The sequence below is a fragment of the Butyricimonas sp. Marseille-P2440 genome (assembly GCF_900091675.1).
In the GTDB taxonomy this organism is placed as follows: Bacteria; Bacteroidota; Bacteroidia; order Bacteroidales; family Marinifilaceae; genus Butyricimonas; species Butyricimonas synergistica.
In genome coordinates this window covers 843,580-858,347 of the sequence record NZ_LT594609.1, presented here as the reverse complement: position 1 = coordinate 858,347, position 14,768 = coordinate 843,580, and the positions used below count along the sequence as shown (strand labels likewise).

Annotated in this window: 8 protein-coding genes; all 8 read right to left on the bottom strand. The window is 43.4% G+C overall.

Features of this window, described 5'->3' with window-relative positions:
* Position 1 precedes the first annotated feature (1 nt).
* Complete coding sequence (locus BN8899_RS09255; RefSeq protein WP_065219193.1) at positions 2-3,541, bottom strand: SusC/RagA family TonB-linked outer membrane protein; 3,540 nt, start codon at positions 3,539-3,541, stop codon at positions 2-4.
* Positions 3,542-3,642: 101 nt separating this feature from the next.
* Positions 3,643-4,818, bottom strand: coding sequence for a FecR family protein (locus tag BN8899_RS09250; RefSeq protein ID WP_065219192.1), 1,176 nt, complete (start codon positions 4,816-4,818; stop codon positions 3,643-3,645).
* Between the two features lie 87 nt (positions 4,819-4,905).
* On the bottom strand, positions 4,906-5,481 hold the full coding sequence (locus BN8899_RS09245) for an RNA polymerase sigma factor (protein WP_018337821.1): 576 nt from the start codon (positions 5,479-5,481) through the stop codon (positions 4,906-4,908).
* Between the two features lie 108 nt (positions 5,482-5,589).
* A complete protein-coding gene (locus BN8899_RS09240) occupies positions 5,590-5,871 on the bottom strand; it encodes an RNA polymerase sigma factor (RefSeq protein ID WP_231932310.1) in 282 nt (93 codons plus the stop codon).
* A 98-nt stretch (positions 5,872-5,969) separates the two neighbouring features.
* Complete coding sequence (locus tag BN8899_RS09235; RefSeq protein WP_065219191.1) at positions 5,970-8,606, bottom strand: zinc-dependent metalloprotease; 2,637 nt, start codon at positions 8,604-8,606, stop codon at positions 5,970-5,972.
* Between the two features lie 110 nt (positions 8,607-8,716).
* Positions 8,717-9,625 carry a hypothetical protein gene (locus BN8899_RS09230; protein ID WP_148375350.1) on the bottom strand — a complete coding sequence of 303 codons (909 nt, stop codon included), beginning with the start codon at positions 9,623-9,625 and terminating at the stop codon, positions 8,717-8,719.
* Positions 9,626-9,649: 24 nt separating this feature from the next.
* The gene (locus BN8899_RS09225) at positions 9,650-11,155 is read right to left on the bottom strand and encodes a RagB/SusD family nutrient uptake outer membrane protein (RefSeq protein WP_065219453.1); all 1,506 of its coding nucleotides are present in this window, start codon (positions 11,153-11,155) and stop codon (positions 9,650-9,652) included.
* A gap of 12 nt (positions 11,156-11,167) precedes the next feature.
* Positions 11,168-14,731, bottom strand: a complete 3,564-nt coding sequence (locus BN8899_RS09220; RefSeq protein ID WP_231932309.1) for a SusC/RagA family TonB-linked outer membrane protein — start codon at positions 14,729-14,731, stop codon at positions 11,168-11,170.
* Between the last annotated feature and the right edge of the window lie 37 nt (positions 14,732-14,768).

Genomic DNA, 14,768 nt, shown 5'->3' with positions numbered 1-14,768 from the left:
GTTAAAAACTGATACTCACGTTCAAACTGACATCCCGGGACAACGGTTGCATCCCCGAAGCCACTTCCGGGTCGCGTCCCTCGAAATCCTTGCTCACGATCTGGAAAGGATTCGACAGCACGCAAGAAATACTCATATTTTGAATAAACTTTCCACCCCAATTCTCGGGGAACGTGTACGACAAGGATATATTACTGCACCGCAAATAAGAGGCATTCACCACGCGTACCGTCGAATAAGCCCATGCTTCATAAGGATAAAGACGCGTGCTCAAATCCGGGAACGGGAAAAAGACATTGCTATTATCCGGCAAAGGAATGGAAGGAATGACGGTTTTATCCCCCGGCTTTCTCCAACGTTTCTTCAATTGGGAAGAAACATTCTCGTACTCGCTCGGCAATCGGGTAAAATCAGAATAAGGTGAAGACAAAAACTTTTTGTTTCCCACGCTCAAATAAAAATTACTTGACAAAGTGAGCCGACGATAACGGAACGACATATTTATACCTCCCGTGAAATCCGGTTCTGTCTTTCCCGCGTAATCCATATACCGCGTGATATCCAATTCCGAGTCACCCTCTCCCCGGGCCGTAAAATCAAACTCCGGTCCCCCGTTCTCCTCGTTCAATCCCGTGAAACGGAATGCCCAGAAACTGGACACGGCATACCCCTTTTTGTTCAAGCTTCCTGAAGTGGCCTCTTCCCATTGCCCCGTGGGTTCCATGTCACAATTCACCTGATTGCGCACTTTTCCGGTATTCAAACCAACACTCCATACAAAATCTTTTGTCCGCACGGGCACAAAACTTACCGACAAATCCCATCCCGAATTTTTCATATCTCCCCCGTTTATCGTCATGCTGGATCTTCCATTCTCGTAAGGGACTTCCCGGCTTGTAATCAAATCCGTCGTTTTCTTATAGTAATAGTTGAACGAACCATTTACTTTTCCTCCCAACACGCTAAAACCAAGCCCCAGGTTAATTGTCCGTGTCTTCTCCCATTTCAAATTTGGCGTGGGATATTTAGAAATCGTCATGGAAAACTCCCCGGTTGAAGAATTCAATCGCTCCAACTTGGTTATCAAATTCGGGCTCACGCTTTCCGCCACGTTCCCTTGAAAACCGTAAGAACAGGTCAAACTTACGTCATTAAATACACGTTGTTGCTGCATCCAAGGCTCGCGAGTCAGGTTCCAACGGAAGCCGGCAGACCACACGGGCTGGAAACGCTCTTTTTCTGCCTGCCCGAAACGATTGGAACCGTCCATGCGAATCGTACCGGACAAAGCATAACGTTCGTCATAAGTATAACTCAAAGCACCGTAAAACGAAAGCGTACGAGTCAATCTATCCGTCAACACGGGAGATTGCACGGCTTTATCATTTGCTATCTTTCTATCTACTCCATACATTGCCGGCGGAGCCACGAATGTTTCCCCTCGATTAGGCATATAACCGTAATCCGTGGCAGCGTACCCTTTATACTTATTGCTGGACAACTCTTGCCCGACCATCGCAGAAAATACATGCTTGCCCAAAGAACGGACAAATTCCAACTGGTTACGCCAATTATAAGTGCGATTTCTCATCTCGGTTGCATCCAACACGCCCCCGTAAGGTAATTTCGAATTTTGAAATTCTCTATCGGTAACGCTATATGCTCCATATTCATACTCACGAATAGCGGCAATATAATTTGATTGATCCGTGAACCAACTTTTCCCGAACGAAGAAGTACTGCCATATCCTAACGAAGTCGTATAAGTCAATCCTTCCACCAACATCCATCTTAAATTGAAATTAAGATGAAGGGACGTCATCGAGTTTTCATTACCGGAACTCTCCAACTCTTTCAAAATATTATACCTGTATCCCCCCTTCGTGTAATAAAAAAGTTCCCCGTCCTTGTAACAAGGAATTACCCGGCTCGTGTTAATCGCATAACCAAAAGGATCCACGCCGTTGGCAAACGCTTTCGTGTCACTTGCGCTTCCCGCTAAACCAAGATTAATAATCAATTTTTCCCAAAATGAAGAACTCATGGACAGATTGGCCGTGTAATTCGTCTGTTCATTCCCCTTCGCCGTATTCAACGTGTTCGATACACCCAAGGAGGCACGATAGGTTGAACGGTTGTCCCCTCCCGATATACTTAAATTATGATTGTGTGAAAATGGCGTACGGTAAAGTATATCAAACCAATCCGTGTTAACAGCCTCCAACTCTTTCACCCCCCGGTTGAAATCATCAAATGATATTTCTCTCCTTTTATAGGCTAACATCAACCCGTTATACCCGATACTTTCATCCGCGATCAATGCTCCGCGCAGATACCCCTCGCGGGATAAATCGACACGTTCTTTCGAATTCATGATCTCCATTTTATTATAATTCAACCTTTCCCCAATCTTAATTCCACCATTATACGACAAAGACAAACGCCCTCGTTCACCCTTTTTCGTGGTAATAACGATCACCCCGTTCGCCGCCTTTGTTCCGTAAATGGCTGTCGACGCTGCATCTTTCAACACGGTAACATCCGCGATATCATGAGGATTCAACCAAGACACCGCACCCCCGATAAAATTCTTGATCATATCCATGTTATCGTTACTAATATCCGTCAAAACAGAACTCTCGAACGGTAACGGATCCTCTTGAATAATCCCGTCTACCACCCATACCGGTTCCGCATTCCCCAACAAAGTGGAAGTTCCCCGCACCCGGACTTTTTGCCTCGTCCCGGTTAAACCACTCGTGTTTAGCACCATCACGCCCGACAACATCCCTTGCAACATCTGTTCCAAGGTCGTTCCTCCGGTCATCACCAAGTTTTCCGCTTTCACTTTTTGGTAAGCCCCCACCATACTTTTTTCTTTCACGTCTTGATAACCCGTCACGATCACCTCATCGATCATTTTCGTATCCTCCTCCAGAACCACGTGCAGCGTATCTTGCGCACTATTTTCCGTGAAATGAAGGACTTTCGTTTTATACCCCACGAAAGAAAATTCCAACGACCCTTTTTGAATAGGCAACACCAACAGAAAGATACCCTTGACATTAGTGGCAGTACCCCAAGTCGTGCCCCCAACCTTCACCGTTACCCCCGGCATAGGCTCCTTCTTCTCGTCCACCACCTTCCCAACAATCGTAAATCCCTTCTTGTCTTCATCCTCACGCTGAATCAGCATAACTACCTCGTTGTCAAACAAACACGTGAAAGGAGTTCCCGCGAGTACCTCGCTCAATACATCGGCAACCTTTTTCCGGTGAACCTGCACATCTATCAGCGACATCTTCTCCAACTGGTTCGTGTTGTAAATAAAACGCAACCCCGTCTGCTTGTGAATCTCACTGAACAACTCGTAATAACTCACGTTTTTCAAATTCAAGCTAACGACCTGATCTTGTGCCACTCCATTGGCAAAAGTCGCAAACTCCAGAAAAACCACAAAAATGACACATAATCTCATGATCATCCAAAATTTTTTATGTGCCTTATCAAAAAAATGGCACATGATTTCTCTTTTTTTCATACATTTGTAATTGAACTATTAATACTTGATAGGTATGGGTTAAGGATACCTATCTATTGGGTTAACGTAAGTGATGAAAAGGGCTCAATCTATTTCATCACTTATTTTTTACTCACGGTCACCGTCCTTCCGTTTATAGAAAAACAGGCATTTGACGTCTTCTCCATAAAGAAAAACAAATCCTTGATATCCGCGTAACGCTGCATATTACAATCGAAGCGCAAATCCTTCAACCCCTCGTTCTGGAAAAACACCACTACATCATACCAACGTGCCACCTTCTCCATGATCGACTCCAAACGCTCGTTCGCGAACACGATATCTTGATTTTTCCATGCGATATACGGGTAAATATCCACTTTGCGAATCTCGCTCACCCCCGTTTCCATATTCACGACAGCCAAGTGATTCGGTTGTAACATACGTTCCTCGGACGAAACATTCGCTTTGAAACCGATAGTCCCCTCCACCAACACCGTTTCAATCTGTCGGGGATTATACGCGTTCACGTTAAATTCCGTCCCGTAAACCCGCACGCCATACTCCCCGGACTGTACAAGGAAAGGCTTTCCCTTATCCTTAGTCACGCTAAAATAGGCTTCCCCTTTCAACTTTACCTCCCGGCAATCCACACTAAAATTAACAGGATACTCCAATTCCGACTCAGCATCCAGCCATACCTTCGTCCCGTCGCTCAACGTCACGAAATATTCCCCCCCTCGCGGAACAATGATTTTATTATAAATCAACTCTACTTTTTCAGTTACTTCCGTTGCTAATGAATCATAACGAATCCCAGAATTGCTATCCACTTTCACGATCAAGCCATCCCGTTCCCGAATTTCTAAATGCGAAGAAGCCAATTCCACTCGTTCTCCGGATGACAAGACCAAAACAGCCTGTGAACGAACCGGCTTTATCTCCGCGGCAACCGCTCCCTGCGGTAACACGTTCGTTTTCTCCCTCGTGAATAAAATCCCGGCAAAGACAAGCAACAGGACGACGGATGCCACCGCACTATAATATAACCACGGATGCCGCTTCTTTTTCAAGGATGAGAAAATTACTTTCTTTGCCCGGTCTTCCCGAATCCGGACATTTTCCTGTGACCAACGTACTCGCAAGTAATCTTCCAATAACACGTCATAAGCCTCCCGGTTTTCCGGACATTTCTTAAGCCACTCGCTCACGTTTTCTTCTTCCGCCTCTTCCAATTCTCCATTAAAAAAGGCAACCAACCAATCCTCTATCTCCTGATCTAACTTTAGTTTTTTCATAAATCACCTCATTTTTCATACTTAGTACAAAAAAGAGGAGAAAAAAGTCTAGTGATTTTTCAAAAAAAATGAACTGAATTCAAAAATTTAACAATACCGGCAATAGAAAAGTAAAAAATCGGCAAATCCATCCCGTCCCATCCGCTCCCGAAGTTTACGTACGGATGTTCCCAATAAAGTTTTTACGGTCGATTCAGATATGCCATATCGTTCCGCCACCTCCCGGTATTTCATTCCCTCGACAAAAACGCAATTCAATATTTCCCGGCTACGAGGGGGTAAAAGATCTATCTCTGCCATCACCTTCGCCACCACCTGATCCCGGGAATCATCATATTCTTCAAATATACATTCAATTCTTTCCAACCCCACGAAACGGCTGAAAACATCCCGTTTCACCATCCGGTTATAACACCGATTACGCACCAATACCCGTAAAAACGAAGCAAGCGTATCCGGCTTCAATTCCCGGTGTATTTCCTGGTTCCATAACGCGATAAAAAACTCCTGAACAATATCCTCCGCCAGATCCAGATCATTCAAAAAAGTGTTTGCCCATGAAACCAAAGATTTATAATAAGCCTCAAACAGAAGCTTCATCCCTTTCTGGTCATGCGCATTCAACAAATCGCAAATCTGCCTGTTCATCACGGATCTCCCCATTGTCCTTTATGCTTTAATTACATACCATGCCTTAAATTGCACCACCTTTCCCACTTATTCCTCTTGCAAAGTTAAAAATTTTTCCTTATTCAATAACAGGCAACAATTTTAAATTATATGCATGAAAATAAACCAACAGAACCTATTTCTTAAACGATTCTTCAAATAGGCGATAGCTTCCCTTTTGCTCATTTTCACCGTTTGCACAGGCAAATCAAGCGATTCGGCAATCTCTTCATTCTTTTTTCCCCGTAAGTGTAACTCGAAAACCTCTCGGCAACGATCCGGTAATTCTTGTATAGCCAAATACATCTCCCGGTAAATTTCTTCCCGCATCAAATTATACTCCTTTTCTTTCTCTTCATTGGATTCCCGACAAATATAAAACATTCTGCAGAACAAACAAAATAGCAGACAGGCATCACACCACCTAGAAATAAAAGGGGCTGTATTGAACAGCCCCTTTTCACAAAACATTAAAACAACATCTATTTATTATTTTTCAACGTCTTATTGATCTTAGCAGCCAAAGCCTGATAATGGAGTCTGTCTTCTCCCGTGGAAGTAGCTAACTTACTATTAACCAACTTTTGAGCCTTAAATGCTAGGTCTATCAAATAAACCGTGGAATTGTCTATCGCCTTCGTGTCCACTTTTTGCAAGAAACCATACCCAGGAGCTCCGAATTCGTCCAATCTCAACTGTGAAGCGATGAACCCCGCACCATGCTCTTGCTCGATAGCCCGAAGCTGATCCTCGAAACGACCAACCAACCCGCTAGGATCAAGGTCATAAGCCAATATCTCGTCAAGACTCGGGGCATAAGCCGAGTTCAAGCCAAACAACCCGCCCGATTCTTTCTTGTCAGCCAAAGGAGCGATCACGAGATCCACGAGTGTACTTTGTAATAACTTATCACCGTCCGTCAACTTCTTACCTTTGATTGCGCTCTCGAAGGCACCGTTATACAAATCGTTCAAGAACTCTTTTACCGTATAAGGATTGGAAGCGATGTATGCGGAAAGAACAACGTTATCTTTCAATTTCGTCAAGTTTCCTGCCAATCTTGTTCTCAATACCGTAGTCATATCCACTCCCATCGGGAATTTCTTCAACAAAGGAGATTTGCTTAACCAATCTGCATTTCTGTACTCGTTCAGTAACCAAGCTAAAGAAGCCTTTTGTACATCCTTCGGAACCGCTACATAACGCTCCCCGGGAGTACCTTCCTTGATCTCCGTCAAATAAATACCACCCACGTTATAAGAAACATTCGTGATATACCGGAAATACTGGTTCGCGATCGACTTATACAGGTCTGCCCGGTGGCTATAATCCGCATCATCCTCGATCCATTGTTCCAAATTAGGCAAAATATACTTCAAATTCTTGATACCATAGGTACTTGCCTTGATCGGATCATCACCCAGGTCTTCCTCGATAGCACTCGGGTCATAGCGAGACAATATCTGTTGTCTTCCGTAACGGAATCTCGGATCACCGGCTTTCTCGTCTACCCAACTTTCCAGCGTAGCCTGCTCTTCCCATATATCCTTTGCTTGCGGGATAGGTTGATAGTTCCATTTAACCAGGAAATAATCATAAACACCCAAATCCGGGGGAGTCAACTTCACACCTTTATCTCCGGGTTGAGCCACGTAATTGAAACGGGCGTAATCCATGATACACGGCGTTGTCCCGTATTTCTGGGTAAATGATGCCGAACGCAAAGAATCAACCGGGTAAGAAGCGGATGCTGCCATATTATGCATGAACCCAAGCGTGTGACCGATCTCGTGAGCCACGACATAAATCATCGCCTCTTCCATCACATCTTGCGGCAATTTTTTTGTCCTTACCTTGGGATCGATTTGTGCAGTCTGAACAAAACGCCAGTTGTTTAGCAATTTAATCACATCGTTATAAATCAACACGGTAGCGTTCACGATCTCACCTGTCGTCGGGTCTATCCAAGACGGTCCCATTGCGTTTTCCGTCGTTGAGGGCAAATAACGGATACACGTGTACTTAATATTATCCGGGTCAAACTCGGGATCGTCTTTCGGGAAATCCCGTACCTGCATCACGTTCTTGAAACCGATTGCCTCGAAAGCCTTGTTCCATCTCAAGATAGCTTTCTTCACGGGGCTTTTCCACTCCGCCGGGAAAGCATCATCCACGTACCACACGATCGGTTTGACCGGTTCCACCAATTCACCCCGTTGATATGCAGCCATATCCTTGGGTTCCAACCGCCAACGATGAGCTAGCGAATATACCTGAATTCCATCCTCTCTCGTGGAAACGTGTTGCTTGGTTGTATTGAAAATACCCACGCGTGAATCCGAAATACGGGGACGCATTTTATCTTCCGGCAACAACACCAAAGAACGGGTCACTTTACCGGTTACGGGGACATCACTCAATAACGTGATGATCCAAAAACCAACCGACACCCGATATGACATATAAGATTTCACGACCAGGTTATCGTCGAAGCTCTTGATTTCATCCAAACCCGAAGCATCACTACGGAAATCACCTTTCACGGTAAGCATTCCCATGTTAGGCAAGAATGAGAAGTCTTTCACGTCCGTGGTAAACAAACTCGTTATATCGATCACCACGGCAGTTCGGTCGTTATTATAAGTCTCGATCTTGTATTTTCCCACGATGGCATCACTGAAACTCCGGTCAACAGCATTCTGCAAAGCCTCGTTACCGGGATCAACGGTTGCCGATGTCGTAATTTTCTTTAAATAAAGACAACTATCACCCATCACGAAACGCACGTGCAAAGGATTTTGCTGCTTGTAACCCACGGTTCCGCCAATCAGATCACTTGAAGTTTCGGTCAACGTAGAAGCCAACAACATCTCCCGTCCTAAGTATTTCAACGGAATTTCAAAATAAAGTTTCCCGTTCAACTTGTGCAACGTGATAAAATTACTTGTAGCCGTCACTTTCCCCGGCTTCTTCAGTAATTTGTCATACTCCGTCTGGGCGGGAGCCGTTTCCTTCTTCTCCACGGTCGCCTTTTTCTTCTTCCGGGAAGATGCCAAAGCCTCTTGGCTAACGGGTAGCACGAGTACGGCTACCAACAATATTAACATCCATCTTTTCATAAAATTCATTTTAAAATAAAATTCATATATAATTGAAAAACATACAATTCTCTCCTAAATGCCGGTAGTTATCCTACCGACATTTATTGTGAAATGAAAAAAACACATAATTAAAGTTCCGGACCTCGTGCTATTGCCTCCAAATCTACATGATACTTCTCTTTCATGTAATTGATGACTTCCAGGCGTTTCTTCACGACCAACGGGTAAGTAGCCAAAGAATTAGCAAGAAACTCCTCTTCCGTGTAACGCATTCCCAAGAAAACGTAAGTCAGGAAATTCAAAGTCGGATTTGTACTAGTAATATTATAAATACTTCCGAAATTATATGCATCCACATTTAAAGAGCCTAAAAACCCGCGCTTCACATAATAATCAGGATCGCTAGTATTCCATGAATTTATTGCTTTCACGTAATCAAATCCCTCATTAAAACTAGCTGGAATAACTATTCGCTCGCGATTAATTGCAGCCTCCAATAATTGCCTCATAATTCTTGTCCGATGCTCTCTCAATTTCTCCCATGTAGAGGGAAATTCTGTCAAGTTTTCCGTATAGATCGAGCTCGCCCAATAATCTAATCCGTCAGCAGAGTTAGTAACATTCGTTTTATCTATACCCCCTGAATAATTGAGTTTTTCTGTCCGGTAATTATCAATCAAAAAATAATATAAAGGCAAAACTGTACGAGTCAATTCTACAGGTAAATAATCAAATATATGCTCCTTCATAAATTTCACGTGAACGCTGGCTTTCTCATCCGTCAAAGATTCCCCGAAATAATTGGTTCCAGAGGAAACCGTCCAAGCTCGACTAAAATCCAAGGAAGAATACCCTTTGTAAATCAAATACACATCATGTTTTTCCTTGATTTCTTTCGCGATCTCATCCCATTCATTCGTACCTTGTGGGAATTCATAACGAAGTACGACTTCTGCTTCTCTCGGAATTATCGTGTCTTCATCGTTACACGAAGCCAGTAATCCCCAAGTCAATAATATTAATACGATATATCTCATAAATTCCATTTTTTACATCAGACATTATCTCGGGCTTGCCAACTTATTTTGTATCAAAGCCCTGTTTTGATTCATCACTACTTCAGGTATAGGCAATGTATAACCGGGATCCTTTTCCTGTAACACGTACTCAACCGGTCCTTTTCCATCATTCCACACGTGCTTGATAGATGGCATTCCATAACGACGCAAATCAAACCAACGATGAAACTCGAAACACAATTCCAATCGGCGTTCCTGCCTGATTTTGTCAACCAGCGCACTTCCTGTTAAACCTGACACTTCTACATCCGGAGCACCGGGAGTAAAACGTTTCTCCCGCAAATCGTTCAACGCCTTCAATGCTGTTGTTTCATCTCCATCCATTGCTGCCGCTTCCGCCAAATTCAAATAAGCTTCTGCCAAACGAAACGCTTGCGTGAATGCATTATTTTCTAGTAGGATTCCTGTCGAAGAAGAGGTTTTAATTTTACCGTGAGCTAAAAACACGTCCGGGAATCTATACGATTCTCTAAAAATATACCATTCTTTTCTCAAATCACCCTCCTTGAAACCATCGGTCAACTCCGCCGAAGCGTTAAAAATCTTTCGATAAGTGTACCCCGCTCCAACTGTTTCTAATGAATAGTAATTCGTAATATCCCCACCTTGACCAAATAACCATATCACATCGGATGATTCCCTAGTTATAAACGGGTAATAAGTTCTAGTTCCGGTCGACAATTCCAAGGTATTAAGGTCAATTAAAGCAAAATCCCAATCATCAATTACCTTTTTGGCATATTGGGCGGCTTCCTTCCAATTTTCCATGTAAAGATACACTCTTGATTTCAGCAATTGTACCATCGGCAAACTCGTACGTAAATCTGCTTTATGCTGCATATCTTTCGGCAAAGAGAGATAAAGCTCTTCCGCATCTCCTAAATCTTCCAGCACCTGCTTATAAACCTCTTCGACCGTGTTGCGGGCAATATCTTCTTGTTCCACCCCACTGTTCAATTTCAAGGGGATTCCAAGTGCTTTTGGGTTATGATTATAAGGTTCACCAAAGATATTCACCAAATTGAAAAAATAGAACCCCCTCAATGCGTATGCTTGTGCCTTCACCAGCGTTTTCTCGTTGTACGTGCCATCGACACCATCCACGTAGTCCAATGCCCCATTTGCCCCCAAAATCAATTTATACTGGGACTCCCACATACCTCTATACATCATGCTAACCTTCGCCGCCTCTTCAAACATATTCGGTTGCCACGAATAAATATACCTCACGCTATTCACTTTTGGCTCATTATAACTCGAAACTTCACCAGATGCCGACGTACAAGTGACATCATCATCCAACAACTGAAGTCCAGCACTTATTACCACCGAAGTTGAGGTCGGGCGGGGATAAGCGCTTCCCAGTAACATCTCATCCAAAGAAGTAACATCTTTTGGAATATACAAGGTATCGGATTTGGGCTCCAAAAAGTTATCACAGCCCATCAATCCAAGAATAACAATTATTAATAATAAATTCTTTTTCATCTGTTCATACATTTAAAATCCTATATTGATACCCAAAGAATAGGTCTGTGGAATCACGCTTTGTGTCGACAATTCCGGATCAAAACCGTCAAAACGCTTACTGGCGATCACGAACACGTTATTCACCGTGGCACTCAAGGCAAGTGTTTTGATTCCCACCTGTTTGCACAAATCCAATGGCATATTCCAAGTCAGGTTAATTCCACGACACCGCAGGAAAGAAGCATCCACGACCAAAACATCCGAATTTGCCCAAAACCAATACCAGTTTGTCGAATAATTATCCGGAGCTGTTATTCTCGGATCTGAAATTCCGCGAGTCAATGCCGGAATATTAGTTTTCAATTCATCTCCCGGCTGCTTCCAACGTTTCAATAAATCCCGGCTAAGATTTTGGTAAGAGTCAGGTACTTTTCCGGACATAAAAGAACTATACGGGCTCGGAAGACGCTTTTTGCCTCCCAGCAAAAGAGCAAAATCCGTATTCAATGTAAACCCTTTATAACGTATTCCGAGATTCAAACCTCCCGTGAAGTAAGGATCTTTCTGTCCCGACCAAACCATAAATTTTGTCGGGTCCATATTAGCATCCCGTTCCTCCTCTGGTACATCAAAATAATTAAATAGCGGGCGACCATCCTCCGGGCTTAACCCCTTAAACGAGAACGACCAAAAACTTCCCACGGGATACCCTTCCTTTTGTAACCTATCGGTAAATGCGGTAACCAGCTCTGTTGATTTGGGATTTTTCACCGTTGACTTTGCCTTATTCCAATTTTTAGATGAATTCAAACTGACACTTATAGCAAAATCTTTTGTCCGGACAGGAGTAAAAGCAACAGTAAACTCCATCCCCTTATTATCAATCATTCCCCCATTGAGATCTAATGAAGTTTTCCCGTATTCATAAGCCACATCCTGACTCACGATAGCATTTGACGAACGAGTATAATACTCTGCGGTTACATTAAAAATCTTGAAAAGTTCCAGATCAACGCCAAGATTCCACGAGGTCGTACGTTCCCAGGACAGATGGGGATTAGGAATGTCGTTAATAGACGAATAATATTGGTTATAAACGGCATCGACACCCTCCATCTTTAAAATCAAATCCATGGATTTATTCGAAAGAGCGTTCCCTTGAATACCGTAAGTCACACGAAAAGCCAAATTATTGATCCAATTGCTCGTTGACTCCATAAAAGACTCCTCGGTAACCCGCCATAACAAACCGAATGAATAAGTTGGGTCCAAACGTTTCTTTACATCTTGACCAAATCGGTTTGATATGTCATTACGAATATTGGCATTCAACACGTAGCGGTTTTTGTAAGAATAAGCCAACGTCCCAAACCACGAAAAATAATTATCCGTTTGGTCACTCTTACCCCAAGAAGGACGAAGTGTATTATATATATCTTCCAATGGTCCCAATGGCTTCGGGGTAGAATAAGGAGCATTAATCGGCACCAATTTATCCGCATCCGTGGGACGAGCCAATTTATAGCCTCGTTCAGGCATATATCCCCATACCATATTCTCAATTGTCATATTACGGTTAGAACGCACTTCCATCCCCAACATCACATTTATGCGATGATCCGTATTAAACGTCTTCGTGTATAATAATTTATTCTGCACGTTATAAGAAGCTTGCGTGATCTCGTTCGTGTACAAAGAACCGCCATAAGGCAGCATGGCAGCTTTAAATTCCGGATCCCCCGTACTTTTACTTCCATAATCATATCCTCTATAATTTTTAGCGATATAATATGTACGCTCCAACGCCTCAACTTCATTACTCTTGGTATAGCGGCTATATCCACCGGTAAACTGGTAAGTCAGACCACTAATAATCTCCCACTTGAAATCAACAGACGAAGCTATCGTAAAATTACGTACTTCAGAGCCACTGTTATCTCGTTCGTTAATAATATTATATCCTAGCGATTCCACGTTTCCGTTATAAGTGTAAGTTGTCCGGTTTTGGTAAAACAAAAGATCCCCACGCCCGTCATAAGCCGGAATTGCACGGCTAGTGGAAAGAGCATAATCCATGGGATTTACGCCAGGACCAAAACCGTTCGTGATCATCGACGTTCCGTTTGCGGTAACATCCAAAGTAATATTTTTCCGTAATTTCGTATTGAAAGCAATTCTCCCGGTATACATTTCTTTGTCATTACCAATCTCCTGACCGTTCTCTTTCGAATACCCAATAGACGCATTATAAGTAAACTTTTCAGACCCTCCAGAAACACTGACACTATGTTTATGGCTGAAAGCATTCCGGGTAAGCAATTTCAACCAATTCGTATTCACGCTTTCCAGCTCCTTTTTACGCTTCAGAAAATCCGCTTCCGTAATATCTCTCTCGAGAAACATCCGGTATAGTCCCTCGTAAACATTCATCTGTTTTATAGGCCTATACGTATAATAAGAACCTTCCTCTATCGTTTCGTCAGTAAACGCCACCCGTTCCTGGGAATTCATCAAATTGAAACGATCATACGTGGGGCGTGTTGTAAACGAAAAATTTCCCGTGTAATTTACGGTCATCCGATCAACTTTTCCCCGTTTCGTGGTAATTACAATCACCCCATTGGAAGCCTTCGACCCATAAATCGCCGTGGCAGACGCATCTTTCAACACCGTGATCGTTTCAACATCCTGCGGATTCAACCAAGCAATCTGATTCCCGATAATCGTGGACAAATCCTGCGTCATCACAGCCGTCGCATTCAACGTGATCGGATCTGACTGAATAATACCATCTACCACCCACAAAGGATCGGTATTCCCCAACAGAGTAGAGGCGCCTCGAATCTGAATTTTGGGACTCGTTCCCACGCGGCTGCTCGTGTTCATCACGATCATTCCTGCCATACGTCCCTGCAACATTTGATCCAGAGAATTATAATTCGGCATCATAATATCATCTCCCTTCATGGTATTATAAGACCCCACCATATCCCGGCGATTGATATTTTGATAACCGGTAACCACAACTTCTTCCATCGTGTTCAACTCCTCCTTCATCACCACGTTGATGGTGTCTTTCCCCTGATACTTCACCTCTACGGTTTCCATCCCGACAAAAGAGAAGACCAAAGAGAATTGTTCCAGATTAGGGATCTGAAGACGATACTTCCCGTCCTTATCCGTGGCGGTGCCTACCGTCAAGCCCTTCACCATCACTGTAACTCCCGGTAGCGGGGCTTTCTTCTCGTCGGTCACCAAACCGAAGATCTTCACGCTTTTCTGTTGGGCTACCGCAGTTCTTTTCACTAGCATCACCACATCCTTGTCATACTTGAAAGTAAGAGAAGAACCAGCAAGTACATCCGCCAAGACCTCTTTCACTTTCTTATTCTCGACATCCACGTCGACCGTGGAAATCTCTTGCATCTGTTCCGCATTGTACAAGAAACGCAACCCCGTCTGCTTATGAATAGCATCGAACAACTCGTACAAGCTAACTTTTGTTAATTTTAACGTCACATTCTGTTCCTGCCCCAAGCCTTCCGCAACAGCAGAGAACACGAAAAACACGATCAAAAAGACAGTTAATTTCATAATTTTCCAAATTTTTTCGCGCACTCGACCCAAAAAG